General features: G+C 47.0%; 16 protein-coding genes. 8 read left to right on the forward strand and 8 right to left on the reverse strand.

All coding sequences use genetic code 11. The annotated features are described in order from the left end of the window. Positions 1–97 precede the first annotated feature (97 nt). The 3 genes from F3I09_RS23345 to F3I09_RS23355 form a co-directional block, all read right to left on the reverse strand. Complete coding sequence (locus tag F3I09_RS23345) at positions 98–874, reverse strand: murein L,D-transpeptidase family protein (protein WP_149697466.1); 777 nt, start codon at positions 872–874, stop codon at positions 98–100. 432 nt (positions 875–1,306) lie between these two features. Next, a complete protein-coding gene (hppD, locus tag F3I09_RS23350; RefSeq protein ID WP_149697467.1) occupies positions 1,307–2,443 on the reverse strand; it encodes a 4-hydroxyphenylpyruvate dioxygenase in 1,137 nt (378 codons plus the stop codon). A gap of 384 nt (positions 2,444–2,827) precedes the next feature. Beyond that, entirely contained in the window at positions 2,828–3,412 is a 585-nt protein-coding gene (locus F3I09_RS23355) for a TlpA disulfide reductase family protein (protein ID WP_149697468.1), read from the reverse strand. A gap of 152 nt (positions 3,413–3,564) precedes the next feature. Here F3I09_RS23355 and F3I09_RS23360 point away from each other — a divergent pair, with 152 nt between their 5' ends. Both F3I09_RS23360 and F3I09_RS23365 read left to right on the forward strand, forming a co-directional pair. After that, positions 3,565–4,161 carry a TetR/AcrR family transcriptional regulator gene (locus tag F3I09_RS23360; protein ID WP_149697469.1) on the forward strand — a complete coding sequence of 199 codons (597 nt, stop codon included), beginning with the start codon at positions 3,565–3,567 and terminating at the stop codon, positions 4,159–4,161. Between the two features lie 23 nt (positions 4,162–4,184). Then, entirely contained in the window at positions 4,185–5,333 is a 1,149-nt protein-coding gene (locus tag F3I09_RS23365; protein WP_149697470.1) for an NAD(P)/FAD-dependent oxidoreductase, read from the forward strand. On the opposite strand, the gene F3I09_RS23370 is transcribed toward F3I09_RS23365, so the two are convergent. The 3 genes from F3I09_RS23370 to F3I09_RS23380 all read right to left on the reverse strand — a co-directional run bounded on the left by F3I09_RS23370 (position 5,334) and on the right by F3I09_RS23380 (position 8,029). Next, positions 5,334–5,471, reverse strand: a complete 138-nt coding sequence (locus F3I09_RS23370; RefSeq protein WP_223233350.1) for a fatty acid desaturase — start codon at positions 5,469–5,471, stop codon at positions 5,334–5,336. A gap of 220 nt (positions 5,472–5,691) precedes the next feature. After that, complete coding sequence (locus F3I09_RS23375) at positions 5,692–6,684, reverse strand: aldo/keto reductase (protein WP_149697471.1); 993 nt, start codon at positions 6,682–6,684, stop codon at positions 5,692–5,694. Between the two features lie 187 nt (positions 6,685–6,871). Continuing rightward, complete coding sequence (locus tag F3I09_RS23380; RefSeq protein WP_149697472.1) at positions 6,872–8,029, reverse strand: homogentisate 1,2-dioxygenase; 1,158 nt, start codon at positions 8,027–8,029, stop codon at positions 6,872–6,874. Positions 8,030–9,401: 1,372 nt separating this feature from the next. On the opposite strand from F3I09_RS23380, the gene thrA reads away from it, so the two are divergent. The 5 genes from thrA to rpe all read left to right on the forward strand — a co-directional run bounded on the left by thrA (position 9,402) and on the right by rpe (position 15,945). Beyond that, positions 9,402–11,849, forward strand: a complete 2,448-nt coding sequence (gene thrA, locus F3I09_RS23385) for a bifunctional aspartate kinase/homoserine dehydrogenase I (RefSeq protein ID WP_149697473.1) — start codon at positions 9,402–9,404, stop codon at positions 11,847–11,849. A 40-nt stretch (positions 11,850–11,889) separates the two neighbouring features. Then, complete coding sequence (locus F3I09_RS23390) at positions 11,890–12,825, forward strand: homoserine kinase (RefSeq protein ID WP_149697474.1); 936 nt, start codon at positions 11,890–11,892, stop codon at positions 12,823–12,825. 6 nt (positions 12,826–12,831) lie between these two features. Next, positions 12,832–14,139, forward strand: coding sequence for a threonine synthase (thrC, locus tag F3I09_RS23395; RefSeq protein WP_149697475.1), 1,308 nt, complete (start codon positions 12,832–12,834; stop codon positions 14,137–14,139). A gap of 104 nt (positions 14,140–14,243) precedes the next feature. Then, positions 14,244–15,251 carry a tetratricopeptide repeat protein gene (locus F3I09_RS23400; RefSeq protein WP_149697476.1) on the forward strand — a complete coding sequence of 336 codons (1,008 nt, stop codon included), beginning with the start codon at positions 14,244–14,246 and terminating at the stop codon, positions 15,249–15,251. A 28-nt stretch (positions 15,252–15,279) separates the two neighbouring features. Further along, positions 15,280–15,945 carry a ribulose-phosphate 3-epimerase gene (gene rpe / locus F3I09_RS23405; RefSeq protein WP_223233351.1) on the forward strand — a complete coding sequence of 222 codons (666 nt, stop codon included), beginning with the start codon at positions 15,280–15,282 and terminating at the stop codon, positions 15,943–15,945. Between the two features lie 586 nt (positions 15,946–16,531). Here rpe and F3I09_RS23410 read toward each other — a convergent pair. Both F3I09_RS23410 and F3I09_RS23415 read right to left on the reverse strand, forming a co-directional pair. Further along, the gene (locus F3I09_RS23410) at positions 16,532–16,912 is read right to left on the reverse strand and encodes a response regulator (protein ID WP_176842524.1); all 381 of its coding nucleotides are present in this window, start codon (positions 16,910–16,912) and stop codon (positions 16,532–16,534) included. A 23-nt stretch (positions 16,913–16,935) separates the two neighbouring features. Continuing rightward, positions 16,936–19,149, reverse strand: coding sequence for a PAS domain-containing protein (locus F3I09_RS23415; RefSeq protein ID WP_149697479.1), 2,214 nt, complete (start codon positions 19,147–19,149; stop codon positions 16,936–16,938). Between the two features lie 212 nt (positions 19,150–19,361). On the opposite strand from F3I09_RS23415, the gene purE reads away from it, so the two are divergent. Further along, the gene (gene purE, locus F3I09_RS23420) at positions 19,362–19,817 is read left to right on the forward strand and encodes a 5-(carboxyamino)imidazole ribonucleotide mutase (RefSeq protein ID WP_149697480.1); all 456 of its coding nucleotides are present in this window, start codon (positions 19,362–19,364) and stop codon (positions 19,815–19,817) included. Positions 19,818–19,859 lie beyond the last annotated feature (42 nt).

A 19,859-nucleotide genomic window follows, 5' to 3' on the forward strand; every position in this document is an offset into this window, starting at 1 on the left:
TAATCAAACGGAAGGTTAAAATATGAAAAATGTAAAAAAGCGAAAGGGCGTTTCATTCAAAACGAAACGCCCTTTCTATCCATTTTTGTTGAGATATCTACATGATATATTTGCCCTTTTCATCCACCAGTATAACCGGTAATTTATGATGGGACTCGAAATAGTCGTAAGCCCATTTCAGGTCAGCCCACAGCTTTTCGGCTGTAGATGTACTGTCTTTGTCCTTCTCTTTCTCTCTCATGGCAAAATTGTTCAGATAGTCCAGAGAACGTGCATTTCCGAACTTAACAGGGAATACGTGCACCGGGATGAAATCCTGACCCGCATTCTTGGCGTTCACCGCCAGGATATATACTTCTTCGATAAAATCGTCGGTTAAAGGAATACAACCTATGGTCAGGCAGCTGCCATGGATATAGATCTCACCACCGGGCTTTTTAGGATCGCTCAGGATCTTGTCTGCAAAGTTGGGATAGTTGATACCCAGTGATAAGTGGTAATTGCTGTTTGGATTGAAATCGTTGATGTAGTAGAAGCCTTCCGGTACCTGCCTGTCCCCTTCCTTCCGTTTAGGGCCCATTTTTCCTGACAGGGTACATACCCGGTATGATTTGAACAACCGGAATGTATCTGACACACTATTCTTTACCCAGATCTCCAGTTCACTGTCCAATTTAAAAGACCGCAAGAAGATGTATTTAGCCGGATAAGCGAGCCCTTTCTTCTTGAACTCCTCCTTCAACTGCTCTTCTTTGTCCCTGTAGGCATACCCTACTTTCGGAAACATCTTCTGGTTATCCAGGAATGATTGCTGCTGGGCCTGCACCTTGCCTATCCCCAACAGCATTAAAACTGCTAAAACGACCTGCTTCATAGATATTTTAACACAATTTTACAAGTTCACTTACGCTTCAACCTATCTTACGGGAGCATTTTGCTGTGATTGCATGTTAAAAGTCCGGTAAGCCAGGAAGAAAAGCAACAATGCAAAAATAGCGTATATAATCATTCCAACCTTCCGGTTAGCAAAACGCAGAATGTAATGGCGCTCGCCCTGGTAGATTAATACAGCCGTTATACATTGAAATATCCCTCCTAACAGAAATAATACCCCTAACAAAGTTTGTACTCTCATAAGAAAACGATCTCTTATGCAAATTATTTTAAATTCCGGAACATTTACAATACCATGAAATGGTCAGATAAAAAAACAGGAACCGGTATGCCCTGTCCCTATCTCTGATAAAGGACATAGTATACCGATTCCTGATCATATTCAGGTATATAAAAAGCTTTACAGATGACCTTACAGGTTACCTCTCAGGGCCTGTTCCCTTTCTATCGACTCAAACAGCGCCTTAAAATTGCCTTTTCCGAAGGATTTAGCTCCTTTACGCTGGATGATCTCAAAGAAGACAGTAGGACGGTCCTGCACCGGCTTTGTAAATATCTGCAACAGGTAGCCCTCATCGTCCCGGTCCACCAGGATGCCTAATTGCTTCAATGGCAGCAGGTCTTCATCAATATGCCCTACCCTGTCCAGCAAAGTGTCATAATAAGAACCCGGAACTTTCAGGAACTCTACTCCCCTGTTCTGCAGTTCGGTGACTGTCTCGATGATGTTATTGGTAGCGATAGCAACGTGCTGTACGCCCGGACCACGATAGAAATCCAGGTATTCCTCTATCTGGGACTTCTTCTTACCTTCTGCCGGCTCATTGATGGGGAATTTCACACGGCCGTTGCCATTACTCATTACCTTACTCATCAGTGCGGAATATTCCGTGGAAATGTCCTTGTCGTCGAACGACAGGAGATTACGGAAGCCCATCACCTTTTCATAAAATTCCACCCAGGTATTCATTTCATGCCAACCTACGTTACCCACGCAGTGGTCCACATACAGTAAGCCGGTATCTGTCGGGTTATAGGTTGTTTTCCATTCCTTATAACCAGGCAGGAAGGGACCGTTGTAGTTCTTACGTTCTATGAACATGTGTACGGTATCGCCATAAATGCGAATACCACTGCGCACTACCGTACCAAACTCGTCTTCCTCTGTTACAGGCTCCAGGTAAGGCTTTGCGCCTCTTTTAACCGTCTCTTCAAAAGCAGAACGGGCATCGTCTACCCACAGCGCCAGCACCTTCACACCATCCCCATGTTCCAGGACGTGACGTGCAATGTCACTGTCGGGATTCAGAGGAGTGGTCAGTACAAAACGCAGCTTATTCTGTACCAGCACATAAGAGGTCCGGTCTCTTACACCGGTTTCCGGACCGGCATATGCCAGCGACTGGAAGCCGAAAGCTGTCTTATAAAAATGGGCCGCCTGTTTGGCATTTCCCACATAAAACTCAACGTAATCTGTACCATTTAATGGGAGAAAATCCTGTACATCGGCAGGAACAGCCGAAACGACGGCATCTGAAGTTGTATGCATGATGGATTGGTTTTAGAAGTTTTGGTGTATGAAATATTTTTAACTACACGTAATAGTATGTTGAAACAATGCCTCAGCGCATTGAAGAGATGACAGGTAGAACCACTGTAAATGGGCGTGGAGAAAAACAGTAAATAGAATATGAAAAGGAAAACAGAACGCCCGTAAAGGCAGTATCATACCTGCACTAGGACAGTGCGGAATCCATAGCCAGCGTAGCCATCAGGAAGTAGTACTTGCTGTGACGCTGATCAGATATTTTATGGTATGTATGCAGATGAAGCATAAATTAGTTGCTAATGCAATATTAGCATTTCGGGATATGAAAACCAAATAAATACTGTAGAGGATGGAAATGGAATAGTATAATAACTTTATTACGTATTACTTACGGATGTATTTCTCAAAATAACTCATGAATCTTTCATTGCCATAATCAGCCGCCCCTTCATGCCGGTATGCAATCTGTCCCTTTTTGTTGATGATCACGGTAGTAGGAATAGATCTGCCCAGCAGCTCTCCGGGTATCTGGCTGTCAGCCACATATAAAGGCAGGCTATATTGTTGCTTCTTCAGGAAGTTATTGGCCTTCTTATAGTTGCCGTCTGTATCCACCGTCAGGAAAACCACGTTCTTATCTTCCCTGAACTTTTCGTATAAAGCATTGATAGAGGGCATCTCTGCACGGCAGGGAGGGCACCAGGTAGCCCAGAAATTCAGGAATACCACCTTCCCTCTCAGGGAAGATAACGTGAACGTCTTTCCATCTCCATCCATAAAAGACATATCAGACGCCATCTCACTTTCCGCGCCCACTTCTTCAGGCATTCCCGGCTGGAACAACCCCACCTTCATCAGTCCCTGCATCACACCCGCCTTTACAGAGGGATTCACCAATACCAGTACAAGGAAAAGGACCATGATGCCCGTCGTAATATTTGACAATGAGAATAAACGTCTCAGGTTCATAAGCGCATAGCTGTTTACAATACTAAATTACGACTTTAGAAGGTAACAGCCACTGCAACAGTAAGCAGAGAAGCCGGCAGCACAAAAAATAATTCATAAGTAAACAAACATTTACTTACTTTTGCTCTATCAAAAGAGAAACGACGTATTTCATGAGACCTAAAAACCTGGAGAAGGAAGAAGCTATCCGCACCATCGCGCTGCAGATCATTGCTGAAGAAGGCCTGGAAAACCTGAGCATGCAGAAGCTGGCGAAAGCGGCCAACATATCGCCCCGTACCATCTACATTAAGTATGAGAACAAGGAAGACCTCCTGATCAAACTGTTCGTAGATGAAGTGCTGGGCGCCTATGAAAAAGCGATACTGGAGAAATTCGATCCGGACATGGATTTTGCTGAAGGCGTAAAAAGGCTCTGGACAAACGCTTTCCGCTATTTTAAAAACAACAGGCATGCATTTGCATTAATGCAATATGGCAAGTCATCGCCACTACTGCATAAAGCATACCAGGAAAGAGATATAAAGGAAGGCGACTACTTCGCCCCTATCCACCGTTTTCTCGAACGGAACGCAAAAGCAGGCGTCATCAAAAAGCTTCCGCAGGAAGCTTACAGGGCTATCTTGTTCTCTCCTGCGTTCGACCTGATCAATGAATACTTTGAATTCCAGGATCGGCCTAAACAGGTCATCACAGACAAGGTATTTTCCGACTGCTGCGAGGCTGTTATAAAAGGCCTGCTGAAATAAGTCAAGCACTAATAAACCAACATATGAGTATCCTCAAAAACAAGAAAATTGCCATCGTCGGAGGTGGCCCGGGAGGCCTTACCCTTGCCCGTATCCTGCAAATGAAAAATGCAGACGTTAAAGTCTATGAAAGAGATGCCGGTAAAGACGCAAGAGCACAGGGCGCTACACTTGATCTTCACTATGAATCAGGATTAAAAGCATTGCGCGAAGCAGGGCTCATGGATGCATTCATGGCCAATTACCGCCCGGGAGCTGACAGAATGCGTGTTACGGATAAACACGCCAACCTGATGATGGAAGATGCTGATAGAGAAAAAGGGAATGAAGAATATTTCCGCCCGGAGATAGATCGCGGTCCACTAAAGAAGATCCTCCTGGAATCCCTGCTTCCTGACACTGTTATATGGAACAGTCATTTTGTATCCCTCACCCGACTGGACAGTGGCTGGCAACTAACATTCCGTGATGGCACTACCGCTACTGCCGATATCGTGATTGCTGCAGATGGCGCCAACTCAAAGATCCGCCCCTACATCACACCCATTAAATCTTTCTATGCAGGGATCACAGTGGTGGAAGGCGCCGTGTATAATTCCGCTACAGCCAGTCCCAACGTACATCATCTGCTCCAGAACGGAAAGATCTTTGCCATGGGTGATGATAAAACTTTGATCATAAGTTCCAAAGGAGATGGTAGTCTGGTGTTTTACACTGGTTGTAAAACTGATGAATACTGGAGCCGGGATTGCGGGATCGACTTCTCCGACAAGGCACAGGTCTTCGCCTGGTTCAAAACTACGTTCGCAGGCTGGGCGCCGGTATGGGATGAGCTGTTTGAAAATGCATCAGCACATTTTGTAACCCGTCCGCTATATTGCATGCCTTTAGACCAGACATGGGAAGCTTTCCCTGATCTCACTATGCTGGGTGATGCAGCACACCTCATGCCACCTTATGCAGGTGAAGACGTCAACATGGCTATGCTGGATGCACTGGAACTGGGCCAATGTCTCACCAGCAATGCATTTCCTGATACCCTTTCGGCCATTGCATTTTACGAACAACAAATGCGCATCAGAGCGGCAGAAACTGCAGCGATGTCACTCGAATCAACAGATGCACTACACTCGCCAGATGCTATCCCTTTTATCAGGCAGGTAGTTAGTTGATCAGAAGGTATTCTTCTTCTCCAGCTCCGGCAACACCTGATCTATACGCTTCGCCAGTTCCGGCAATTTAATGGTAGGCTCCGCAGGGAACAGATGATGTTCCAGGTGATAGAACATGCTGAAAGTAATTTTATTCATCCAGCCGCCCCGCTGTAAAAGTCATCTTCAAAAAAAAACCGGGCCATCCTTTCGGATCGACCCGGTTTCGTTTCACTGTTCAATTGACCTGTAACAGCTGTAGATATGAATATTTGATCAATTGCAGCGATCAGTCATTAGTAAACTGATACGTCATAGTTATACAATCCTGAATTAGCCCTGACAAATTTGATTCGCATTCAATATTGATAGCCATCTTTTAGACCAGCTGTACCTGGTACAGCTTATCATTGATGAATTTTATTTCTTCCGCGCTCAGTTTTACATTGATCGCCCTTGCATTCTGTATGGCCTGCTCTGCATTGCGCGCGCCCACCAACGCCACAGTAATACCCGGACGGTCTATTGTCCAGCGGATCACCAGCTGTGCCAGTGTCACACTTTTGCTTTCCGCCATTGGCCTGATCTGATCAAGGAAAGCATTGATACGCTTCAGGTTTTCCGGCTGGTAGAACTTTGTGTTGGGACGATGATCTCCCTCCCCAAACTGATGACCAGCTTTGATCTTACCGGTCAGGATCCCTCTCTGCAAAGGACTATAAGCAAGGATACCCTTTTTGTTCTCTATACAATATGGCACCAGCTCTTTCTCAATCTCTCTTTCCACCATACTGAAAGGCACCTGGTTGGAGGCCAGTTTCATTGTTTTTTCCGCCTCCTTCATCTGTGCTGCATTGTAGTTGCTTACTCCCGCTTCGCGGATCTTTCCCTGCTCCTTCAAACGTAAAACAGCTTCAAAGGTTTCGTCAATCGGTGTCGTCACATCCGGCCAGTGGATCTGGTACAGATCAATGTAATCTGTTCCCAGTCTTCTGAGGCTGTTTTCACATTCCAGTATGATACTTTCCTTGGCGGCATATTTGTAAACATCGATGTCGTTCCCGTCGTTATCCTTGCTTTTGAATGCCAGTGTTCCCAATGCCAGGTCCCAGCGCATACCGAACTTCGTCATTACCTGGATCTTACTTCTGTCCAGACCTTTCAGCGCATCTCCTGTCAGTTCTTCACTCAATCCCTGTCCATACACCGGTGCAGTGTCAATGGAGGTAACTCCCTCATCAACAGATGCGCGGATTGCTCTTACGGCATCGTTATGCTCAGTTCCACCCCACATCCAACCTCCAATGGCCCATGCTCCAAATGTAATTGCTGATACTTTCAGTTCGCTTTCTCCTAATTGCCTGTATTCCATTAATTATCTGTTTCTGTTTAAGTTGTCTGTATAGGCTGGTATAAAAATATAGATTCCGGTTGAGTACTCTTTACTACGAATTAAAATAGTTGCCCCACCATAACACAAATTTAGTACGCTCATGGGGCGCTATCTATCTGGATGGAGCCTGAAGAGGACTACCCTTCAGACTCCGGATGAATTCCCATTATTCAGCCCAGCTCATCACATATTTTTCGTCTTCTATTCCAAGCGCATCCTGTGTGATCTGCAAAGGATGGAAGGTATCTACCATCACGGCCAGTTCCTTTGTTTCCTTTGCGCCTATGCTCTTTTCAACAGCACCGGGATGCGGTCCATGCGGAATACCACCCGGATGCAGCGTGATCATTCCTCTTGTCACATGTTTGCGGCTCATGAAATCGCCGTCCACATAATACAATACTTCATCACTGTCTATATTGCTGTGATTGTAAGGTGCGGGGATAGACTGCGGATGATAGTCAAATAACCGCGGACAGAAAGAGCATACCACAAAATTATGTCCTTCAAAAGTTTGATGTACTGGTGGTGGCTGGTGTACACGTCCGGTGATTGGTTCAAAGTCATGAATGGAAAATGCAAAAGGATATTCATATCCATCCCAGCCTACCACATCAAACGGATGATGCGCATAGTGGATAGGATACATCATTCCTTTCTTTTTGATACGGATCAGGAAATCACCTGCTTCATCAATGGTTTCCAGATTCTGCGGCTGCCGGATATCGCGTTCGCAATAAGGCGCATGCTCCAGTAACTGTCCGTACTGGCTGAGATAACGCTTTGGATAACGGATTGGACTGAATGATTCAACAATGAACAAACGGTTCTCTGTACCCGTAAATTTCATCTGGTAAATAGTCCCGCGGGGCACCTGCAGGTAATCCCCATATCCGAAAGGCAATTGCCCATATTGCGTATGCAACACGCCTGAGCCTTCATGTACAAATATCAGCTCATCAGCATCTGCATTTTTGTAGAAATAGTCTGTCATACTCTGCCGTGGAGCAACCAGCACGATATGACAATCGTTGTTCACCAGCACCGGTTTCCTACTTTGCAGATAATCATCTTCCGGCTGGATATTAAACCCCTGGAAGCTGCGGTGCTTCAGCATCTTCTCTTCCGCGACGCGCGGAGCAACACTATAAGGCGTATCCACCTTCACAATCTCTGTAGGCGGATGGCAATGATATAACAAGGTAGAATTGGACGAAAACCCTTCCGTAGAGAATAGCTGTTCGGAATAAAGCGTACCGTCGGGTTTGCGAAACTGTGTATGACGTTTATGAGGAACGTTTCCCAACTTATGATAATGCGGCATGATGAATTGGTTTTTCAGCCTCTGTACCTTCCGGTAACAGGCCGTGGAAATTGAATGGAAACTGAATGACAATTTAATGACAATAAGATACGACAGTATAACTGCCTGACAAGTATCCGTACCCGTCATCTGGTAGATCAATTGTAAAAGGAAATGCGAACCCCTTACCGGGACAGCCAGATAAGGAACGGAGACCGGGAAACAAGGCCTATCGGCTTACAATGCCCTCCAGCAGGAAGCAATACTTCCAGCGGCGCTTGTCTATATGATATGTGAAATTGCGGAAATAAGGCATGAATTAACGTGGTTAAGGCAAATGTAAGGAATCGGATCGAAATAGCCCCAAAACGGGTAAAGGGAGGATCAAGTCCAACCCAAAGGCATGGTAAAGGCATAATAACAATACGGAATCATCCGCCGGGCCCATTTGTTTGTAGTGCATACATAAGGATATCCATCCTGATGTGATGACAGTATACCCATCATCGTCCTGATAAGCAGCCCCCAATGCATAGTCGTAGGGAGAGCGGAAGTAGCAGCGGTTTCAGATGGGAATGGCGGGCCTTCGGCTCTCGGGTGACACGACCGCTGCTGTTCAATCCATATTCAAAACCCATTCGCTTGACAACGTTCAATAGCCATCCAGAGAGGCGCCGACCGCCATCCCATTCTGAAACCGGGCTACTTAGCGTGAATAATCAACAACCCTCAATAGCTATCCAGAAAGCCCCATGCTACTTAGCGTGAATAATCAACAACCCTCAACCGCTATCCAGAAAGCCCCATGCTACTCAGCGCGTATTCGCTTAATATCCTGTTGATCCTATAGCCTATAGACGCTCTACAATAGCATTATAGGCACTGTTCTATAGCCAACGCTATACAACAGCTATGCTAAAGCAGGACTACAGCCCCTTTAGATAGGAAGTCGCAGGCCATCTCAAGCGAAGCCGGCCCCTATTTATACCACAGAAAGTCCGGAATTGCTCTATCCCATTTCCCCCTGCGCCCCCGCAACACCCAATCCCCATTGAAAATCAACAAATTTGTCCTGCCCCGCTCGATATGGGTAATTTTTCACAATTTTCCCTACCAAAATTTAAATAATTTCAAAACTTTGACAATTCATTTGTTAATCCGAAAGTAATTCCAGACTTTTGTTAGCGAAAAGTAAATTTCATAATAGTGCTACCAATAGTTACATACTTCACATCTGCATCTCGCACCATCTCCGGCGCGGGTATCAGCACTATTACAATTACATCTATTACAACCCCGGTGCGGGGTTAATGTTCACATATCATCCAACGACCACCTAAGGTGGTACTCCCGGTAAGGGGACAGGAATTTTTACGTATCAACATCTTCAGACATGCAAGTATTAAAATTTGGCGGAACTTCCATGGGAAGTGCCCAATCCATAGAACAGGTTTGTAATATCATACAACACAAAAAGCCAAACGGGCGCTTTTCCATTGTTGCCTCCGCCATGAGTGGCATTACCGATAAGCTGATCCAATGCGGACAGCTGGCCGGACAAGGACAGGAACAATACAGGACCGTATTACAGGAAATTGAAAACAAACACCTGGATACTATCCGCACCTTATTCCCCATTACCGTACAAAGCGGCATTATCAGCCAGGTAAAAAAGCGCGTAAATACTCTTGAAACCCTCTGTGATGGAATATTCCAGGTAGGTGAGCTAAGCGCCCGCTCGTTGGATAAGATCATGAGTTTCGGAGAACTTGTTTCCTCCTATCTCCTTGCTGAAAAGCTGAAAGCAAGCGGCTTGAATGCAGTATGGAAAGACAGCCGCGAACTGATCGTTACTGATAATAATTTTGGCAACGCAGCAGTCAACTTCCTGGCTACTAACCATCAGACTTCACAGTACTACCAGCAGCAGAACGCTGACTTCGTAGTATTACCCGGTTTCGTTGCTGCAACCGCCGATGGTGAAACTACTACCCTTGGCCGTGGCGGTTCCGATTATACCGCTGCTATCGTTGCTGCCGCCCTGCATGCAGAGGTCCTGGATATATGGACTGATGTAAGCGGCATGATGACTGCAGATCCCCGTATGGTATCACAGGCTATTCCTATCCCGCATATCTCTTATGAGGAAGCTATGGAGCTGTCCCACTTCGGTGCTAAAGTGATCTACCCTCCTACCATACAGCCGGTAATGGATAAACATATTCCTATCTGGATCAAGAACACCTTCGCACCGGATGATTACGGTACGCTTATCCACTCACAGGATGGCAATGGCCGTACCTACCCTGTAACTGGTATTAGTGGCATCCAGAAGATAGCCCTGCTTACCCTGGAAGGTAGTGGCATGGTGGGTATCCCCGGTTTCTCCAAGAGACTGTTTGAAGCATTGCTGACTGAACGTGTAAACGTGATACTCATCACCCAGAGCTCTTCGGAACACTCTATCACTGTAGGTATCCATGAGACAGATATGCTGAAAGCCAAAACTGCTGTGGACAGCGAATTCTCCCAGGAGATACTGGAAAAACGTATAGAACCACTCATCGTGGAAAGAGATATGAGCATCGTAGCCGTTGTCGGCGATAAGATGAAGAACCATCACGGCACCAGTGGTAAACTCTTTGCTGCACTGGGTCGTAATGGTGTGAACGTCCGCGCTATTGCACAGGGTTCTACCGAAAAGAACATCTCTGCTGTGATCAATAAAGCCGATGTAAAAAAAGCACTGAACGTAATACATGAAGCGTTCTTCGAAGAACCACTGAAACAGGTGAACGTGTTCATAGCAGGTGTAGGCAATGTAGGCAGCAAACTGCTTGAGCAACTGGACCAGCAGCATAAATTCCTGATGAACGAATTAGGCCTGCACGTGCGTGTAGCCGGTATCGCCAACAGTAAAAAAATGGCGTTCGGTCATGAAGCGATCAACCTCCCTGAATGGAAGGCAGCCCTGGAAGCCGGTGAAGCTTCCGACATGGTCGCCTTTGCACAAAAGATAAAAGCACTCAACCTTCGCAACAGCGTATTTGTTGATAATACTGCCAGTCCGGAAGTGGCGGCAACCTATGGAGAGTTCCTCCAGCATGGTATTTCCGTGGTGACTTGTAACAAAATCGCCTGCTCTTCAGACTATGCTTACTATAAAAGCCTGAAAGACCTGGCACGCAAATACGATGCTTCCTTCCTGTTCGAAACCAACGTAGGCGCTGGTCTGCCGGTGATCAACACCCTGAATGACCTGATCCGCAGCGGCGATAAGGTGAACAGTATTGAAGCGGTGTTAAGTGGTAGTCTGAACTTTGTGTTCAACAATTTCGTGAATGGCGCCAGCTTCCGCGAAGTAGTGAAAGCCGCACAGGACGAAGGTTATACAGAACCGGATCCACGCATTGACCTCAGTGGTGTGGACGTAATGCGTAAGATCCTGATCCTGGCACGTGAAAGCGGTGCCAAGATGGAACTGAATGACATCACCAACCATTCCTTCCTGCCGGTAGAAGCATTGGAAGCGCCTTCTGTAGATGCTTTCTATGAGCAACTGGATGTGCATGCCGGTCATTTCCTGGCACTGCGTGAAAAGGCAGATGCTGAAGGCAAACGCCTGAAGTTCGTAGCCCGCTATGAAAATGGCAAGGCTTCCGTGGGCTTACAGTCTATCGCACCGGATCATCCGTTCTTCAAGCTTGAAGGAAAAGACAATATCGTACTCTATACCACCAACCGCTATGCGGAACAACCACTGATCGTAAAAGGCGCCGGTGCGGGGGCAGATGTAACGGCTTCCGGTATATTTGCTGATATCATCAGATCAGCCAGATAAACCGTATATCAGTAACATATAGCTTAAATTTCGACTCCTCATGGAAAATGACTGTATAAAAGTATTCGCCCCTGCTACTGTTGCCAATGTAGCCTGCGGCTTTGACGTGATTGGACTGGCCATGGATGCTCCCGGCGATGAAATGATCATGCGGAAGAGTGATAAACCGGGCGTTACCATTACAGCCGTACATGGCGCCTCTCTTTCTACTGATCCGGCCCAGAACGTATGCGGCGTTGCCATCCAGGCATTGCTGCAAAAGTATGGACAGCCCGATGCCGGGATAGAACTGGAACTCTTCAAGAATATCCCTCCCGGCAGCGGCATAGGCTCTTCTGCTGCCAGTTCAGCCGGTGCTGTAGTGGGCGCCAATTATCTGCTGGGCAATCCTTTCACACCCAAACAGCTGGTACGCTTTGCCATGGAAGGCGAAAGACTGGCCAGCGGCGCAGCGCATGCAGACAACGTAGCACCTGCCATACTGGGAGGTTTCACACTTGTAAGGAGTTACAAACCTCTTGACATTACAGGCCTGCATACGCCGTCAGAGCTGTGGGTGACCGTTATACATCCGCAGATAGAAGTGAAAACTTCCGATGCCCGTGAGATCCTTAAACAAAAGGTACTGATGACCGACGCCATCCGCCAGTGGGGTAACGTTGGTGCGCTCGTTGCAGGGCTTTACCAGGAAAATTATGACCTGATCAGCCGCTCCCTCGAAGATGCTATCGTAGAGCCGGTACGTGCTATACTCATTCCTGCTTTCTATGAGCTGAAAGTAAAATGTAAGGAAGCCGGTGCACTGGGCGGTGGTATCTCTGGCTCCGGGCCCTCTGTCTTCATGCTGAGCAGAGGCGAAGAAAACGCCCGTAAGGTTGCCGCGATGATGGATACTGTCTATGCTCCGCTGGGCGTGGATTACAAGATCCATGTATCGAAAATAAATACGGAAGGTGTGAAAATTACAAAAGTGTAAAGTCTAATGAAATATTTCAGTCTACAGAATAAACAACACATTGTCTCTTTCGAGGATGCAGTAGTACAGGGGCTTGCGCCGGATAAAGGTTTATATTTCCCGGAGCGCATTCCCGCTTTTGAAAAGGATTTTATCGATAACATCGAACAGCAAAATGACCTTGATATTGCCTACACTGCCATCCGGCCTTTCGTAGGTGATGAGATACCAGAGGCTACCCTGCGGCAGATCATTGCAGATACCCTGAGCTTTCCTTTTCCCGTGCAAAAGGTAGCAGGCAACATCTATGCACTGGAATTGTTCCATGGTCCCACCCTGGCCTTCAAAGACGTAGGCGCCCGCTTCATGGCCGGCTGCCTGGGCTACTTCAGAAGGAATGACACCCGCCCGGTAACCGTGCTTGTTGCTACCTCCGGCGATACCGGCGGTGCAGTGGCCCACGGTTTCTACAATGTACCCGGCGTTCGTGTGGTGATCCTCTACCCTTCCGGCAAGGTCAGCACCCTGCAGGAAAAACAGCTCACCACCCTGAACGGTAATATCACCGCACTTGAAATAGCCGGTACCTTTGACGACTGTCAGCGCATGGTGAAAACCGCTTTCCTGGATGCTGAACTACAGGCCCACTGCCTGCTTACCAGCGCCAACTCCATCAACGTAGCCCGCTGGTTACCCCAGATGTTCTATTACCTGCTGGCATGGAAACAGCTGAAAACAAGCTATCCGAATGTTGTTTTCTCTGTACCCAGCGGCAACTTCGGTAACATCTGCGCTGGTATGATGGCCGCAGCAATGGGACTGCCCGTAGATCATTTTGTAGCCAGCACCAATGTCAACGATACCGTTCCAAGGTTCATGCAGACAGGCCAGTATACCCCCGGACAGGCAACACCGACCCTGTCCAATGCTATGGACGTAGCTGATCCGAGCAACTTCGTCCGTATACTGGAACTCTTCTCCAACAGCCTGCCGGCCCTGAAAGAAAAGCTGACCTCCATCTCTTTCGACGATAAAGCCACCGCCGCCACCATGGAACAGGTATGGAAGGAACACCAGTATATGCTGGACCCTCATGGCGCCGTAGGCTACCTGGGTCTTCAGCAATACCTGCAGCAGACAGGTGCAGCTAACAATACAGCGGGCGTCTTCCTCGAAACGGCACACCCGGTGAAATTTGCCGATACTGCGCCCGCGTCCCTGCAGGACAAGATCGTCACCCCGGAAAGGGTACAATCCCTGTATGCCCTCGAAAAGAAAGCCGTACAGCTTCCAAATGACTATAAAGCCCTGAAAGATTGGCTGATCGCCAATTGATCCGGCATGCAATCCACACAGAATGGCTGACCCTGATGGTCGGCCATTTTTTTTGCTGTATGACCTAACTCCAAAAGATCGAGCATTTTTTATATTATTGTCTTATGAAATACCTGTTTCTTTTATCAATTCCCTTTTTCTTTTCCTGCCAGTCCGGCAAGCCGGAAGAGCAGACAGCCCATAACGATGCCGACTCTTCCCTCTACGCTCCTTTGGTGCTCCCGCTAACGGACTCCATCGCACAGTTCCCGAAAGATGAAGCACTCTATTTCCGCAGGGCCCTGCTCCTCTTTAATACCGACCCATTACTGGCACAAAAGGATTTTGAAAAGGCAGCACAGCTAAAACCAGGCGTTACCGACTTCTGGGCAGGTGCAGGCGAAGCAGCATTGGTATTGAAAGACTATCCCCGTTCTATCGCGCATTTCAAACGGGCGTTACAGACCGCACCCGGCTATCCTTACCTGGAATATCAGCTGGCCACCGCCATGATAGAAAACAAGCAATATAAATCCGCCGATAGCGTGGCATCCATACTGGGACAATCGGAAGGTACCCACGATAAAGCCTTTTATCTGAAAGCCCGTATAGCCGAAGATAACAAGGACACCACCCTGGCCATCAATCACCTGACCACAGCCATCGATAAAGCAGGTTTACAGAGCGATTACAGCGCCGTAATGGAGCTGGGCGACTTGTTACACATCCGGCATTCATCAGCCGCTGTAAAGTATTATAAACTGGCAGCACGTCTGGATTCCGTCAACTCAGAACCACTGGTATCACTGGCACAGTACTATGAAGAGACCGGCAACTATACAGAAGCGATCGCCACCTATAACAACAGCATATCTACAGACCCGGACGATGAAAGGGCTTACCTCGCTTTAGGCAGGATCAACATGAGGAAAAAGAACTGGAAAGAAGCGTACCGTTATTCCGATCTGGCTGCTAAAGCGTCCCCGGCCAATGCAGAAGCCTATTATTACCGTGCTCAGTGCAATGAAAATCTGGGACGTAAGGAAGACGCCATAGACGACTATGTGAAGGCGCTCACTTTCAAAAAAGATTACCCGGAAGCAAAAGCGGCACTGGACAAACTAAAAAAATAACAGCTATATTCGTAACAACTTTAAACGCGTGGCTTTGGAAAATAGAAACACATTTGTCGCACCGTCTCTCCTGGCATCCAATTTCCTGGAATTGGGTAAAGAAGTGGAAATGTTAAATCGCAGTGAAGCAGACTGGTTGCACCTGGACGTAATGGATGGCAGATTCGTACCGAATATCAGCTTTGGATTACCCGTAATAACACACATCAGAAAGGCCACTAAAAAAACCTGTGATGTGCATCTCATGATAGAAGAACCGGAGAAATATGCAGAAGACTTCAAAAAGGCCGGCGCAGACATTCTGACGGTTCACTATGAAGCCTGTACGCACCTGCACAGGAACATCCAGCAGATCAAAGGACTGGGCATGAAAGCCGGTGTGGCGTTGAATCCGCATACCCCGGTACACCTGTTGGAAAACGTCATCAATGACATCGACCTCATACTGATCATGAGTGTAAACCCCGGCTTCGGCGGACAACACTTCATTCCCAAAACGCTTGAAAAGATCCGTCAGACCCGGGAAATGATCAACCACTATAAAGCGCACGCCCTAATCGAAGTAGATGGCGGCATCACCGTTGAAAATGCTACCTCCATCCTCGACGCAGGCGCCAACGTACTGGTTGCCGGCAGCACCGTCTTCGCTTCAAAAGATCCGGAAGCAACTATCAGCGCTTTAAGGAAGGCGTAAAAAATCTAAGTTCGTTATTCAATTCCATTATTCAATTCTGTTATCGCATTTCGTCATCCCCCGGTCGAAACCGGGGGTTACAAACACATAGCCCCCAAGGGAGCTGATTGGAGCGAACGCTCCCATGTTTTCGATTTAGTTTACCGCTGTCTTTTATTTACTGCTGTCCTTTAAATAGTAACTCAATGCACTCTCTCTGACGCCCCTACGCAGCAGAGAGTTTACGTCGCTCTGAAGAATTAGCCGCTCTACTATCATTTTGGAGACTGTACGGAGCGAGTGGTCAGGTGGGAATCGCTGGCCTAGTTATTTGAAGTATGCCCACGCGACCTACCAGGAGTTCAATACATATCAAACGGTCAACCCGCCTTCCCCAGGCCAAATATTAAGGAACTTTAAAGAACTACAGCCAGTGAGCCCAGCCTGAACCGTGAGCAGGAAGGTCAGCGCTGGAATCACTGTCAGCCTATATACGTCTTAATAAAAATGACCAGAAAAATCAATGTTCCAACACCTACTACAACAAAACACAAAAGGGCTGTACCCCCTGGTACAACCCTCCCATTTAAAAATATAACGCTGTTTCTCAGCTGGCTTGTAACTTCGTAATGATCTCGCTGGACAAAGGCTTGGTCAGATACCCCTTCACAAAAGAGTAATTATCTACTTTCTTGCGGTCTTTATCATCAATGGATGACGTCAACACAAAAATCCCAATCTGCTTCGCAAGATCTTTATAAAAGCCGGCATAATCATTCAGGAAATCCCATCCATCCATAACTGGCATATTAAGATCTAGTAAGATCAGATCAGGCAATTGCTCCGGTTCGAAGGAGTATTGGCGTAGATAATCCAACACATCCTGCGCGTCCGAAAAGGCCCGCACATTCTCCCCAATCCCCTGTCGTTTGATCATAATGTTCGCGATCTGCTGATGTATCGGATCATCATCTACGATAAAAATCATGTTGTGCAATTGCATACAGGGATTTATTCAGTTTTAAAGGTAATAATAAATTTTGTACCCTGCCCTGGTGTACTTTCCGCCCGGATGCTTCCCCCCATTGCCTCCACCTGTGTTTTAGTAATGAACAGGCCGATCCCTTTTGCGTCCTTATTCTTATGAAAAGTTTTCCGGAAACCGAATAGCTTGTGTCCGAAGCGTTCCATATCGATGCCCAGGCCGTTATCTTCCGCGGTGAGAATGGTATAACCGTTTTCCTGCCAGCTCATAAAATGCAGACAGGGCCGGCGTTCCTGCGTACGGTAACGGATGGCGTTGGTGATGAGGTTTTGCAGGATGCTATCCAGGTACAGGCGCGGAAATTCCAGCATAGGTACATCGAAGTGGGTGGTCAGCTGGATACCGCTCTTTTCGATATCTGCGAATAATACATCTTTCACATATTGAAGGCGCTCGGAAAAAACCAGCGGCTCCCGGTCCATATCAACGTTCTTACGGATCTGTACGACGTCTACCAGGTCATTCAGCGTCTCATCTATTTTAAATATCACTTCCTGCAGTAAGGAAAGATACTGCTCCTTTTCCTGCGGTAAAGATGAATCATTATGCATCTGCATCAACGCTTTGAGATTAGCGATGGGTGCACGCAGATTATGCGACGTAATATGCGCAAAGTCTTCCAGCTGCTGATTCTGGTTGACGAGGCTCTTGTTCAGCTTATTCAGTTGTTTGTTGGCGCGGAAAAGATCTTTCTGCATGTTGCGGCTATCCGTAATATCACGGATAAAAACAGACACAGTACCATCCCTTAAAGGAGTAATCAGAAATTCATACCACTTATACCGGCGGGGAAAATAACTACTGAAAGAAGCAGAAGCAGTGCCTGTCAGTGCCGCAGAGAAACGGGTTTTAAACGGTGTGGCATATCCCAGTTCCGGCATGATCTCGAAGATGTTCTCACCCGCAAATATCCTCCGGCCGGCCATCTCTTCCGCTTTGCGGTTAGCAAAAGATAGCGTACCATCTTTTTCCATAGTAGCATATCCCATATCCACCGCGTCAAAGAAGAGATGCAGCTGTTCTGTATTACGTTGCAGCAGATTGCGCATCTGTTGTTCCAGCTTCCTGTCGGTGATATCATTCACCAGTACAGCAACGATCTGTTGCTTGTCCACAGGGTCTTTCAGGGGAAAGAGGGTAAGGTCCAGCCATACTTCACGACTCTGCGCTGTCCAGCGACTGTCTTTGGAGAAGTCCAGCTGTTTCTCTACGCGGATCACTTTATTTCCTACCATAACATCCTTAAAGAGCCTGTCCAGGCCATATAAGCGGGCAAAGGGATCGCTCATAATGTTAAAAGGCGCTTCGCCCTCTTCATATTCGTACTGGAAGAATTCACGCTGGGTATGGTTGATACGGCGGACAAAGCCGAAATGGTCGAATTGAATATAACCTATAGGCAGATGTTCTATGATCAGGTCCAGCAGGCGGGCGCTCTTCTCCAGGCGCCTGAAAGCCAATTGCCGTTCGGTGATGTCTTTCATCACAAGCTGCAATGTGCTGATATTGCCCTGTTCATCAGTCACAGCAAATACTGTCACATCATAATACGAAGGCAGTATCCGAACTACGCCCTTAGTCTCATGTTCGCGGTATCCCAGTAGAATTTCTTTCCTGGCGGATGCTTTGGTACACAACACTTCTTCAAACATTTCGCAGAGACCCGTTTCCTGGAAGACCGGCTCCTCAAACATATTATATCCGGGCCGGGACATAGCCGGGTCTATCGCTTCCCATATTTCCTGCTGCACTTCGTTGGCGCAGCAATGAATGCCATCAGGGGTAAACTGTTGCAGCCCGCAGGGTAAAGAACGCAAAAGAGATTGATCATCCGCCAGGGGACGCCTGCCGGTAATATCCGTACCTGTCAGCAGGAAATATTCTCCCGCAGCACTAAGCTGCCACTGTACCCACTGACGGGTATGGCAATACATATCCACACAGGCACTTCTGCCCATTGTATACAGATGACAAAGCATAGGCCAGTACACACCGGTATTCTTTCCTATGACATCATTAAAATGCAGACTACTTATATTTCCTGCCGGATGAAATTCCCCCTCCGGTACCTGCAGCCATCCCGCTGCCCCCTGGTTGACATATAACAGGTTACCGTGCAGATCCAGTAATAGCGCTGGTATAAGCTTTATCAACGCATTACCCATTATGGCATTCATCATAGATCCCGAACGATAATCCTTTAAAAATACTCAATATATGATTAAAAAAATCTATTCTTTATAACTATCTGACAGGACGACAGTCATTTATATTATTTAAGCACGTAATTTTGCGTTTTTCCACAATGTGGATTTCCGTTTTTCGGCAAATGTTCAAGGATAAATATCTTTGGGCAACGGTAACACGGCACAAACCATAAATACATATAGCGATGAAAGTACTCATTCTCATGGGATCAGAAAGTGACAAACCGGTAATGCAGGAATCACTCAATTTTTTACAGTTCTTTGGTATTGAAGGTGAAATGGTGGTAGCTTCCGCACATCGTAATCCTGATAAAGTAAGAGAGCTGTGTATCACAGCACAGGAAAAAGGCTTTGGCGTGGTTATTGCCGCAGCTGGTATGGCGGCCGCTCTTCCTGGCGTGGTTTCTGCTTATACCTCTCTGCCAGTTTTAGGAGTACCATTGGAAGGCGGCTTACCCGGTGGTGTTGACGCACTGTATTCCATCGTACAAATGCCTGCTGGTCTGCCTGTAGGCACACTTGCTGTAGGTAAAGCCGGTGCAAGAAATGCAGCCGTTCTCGCTGCCCGTATCCTCGCACTGAGCAATCCTGCTATTGCAGAAAAAGTGGAAGCCTTCAAAAAACAAGGTTATAAACTATAGGTTTCTTAATGTAAGGTGTTTGAGGTATATTGCCTCAGACAC

This window comes from Chitinophaga sp. CF418 (assembly GCF_900142925.1).
Lineage (GTDB): Bacteria > Bacteroidota > Bacteroidia > Chitinophagales > Chitinophagaceae > Chitinophaga.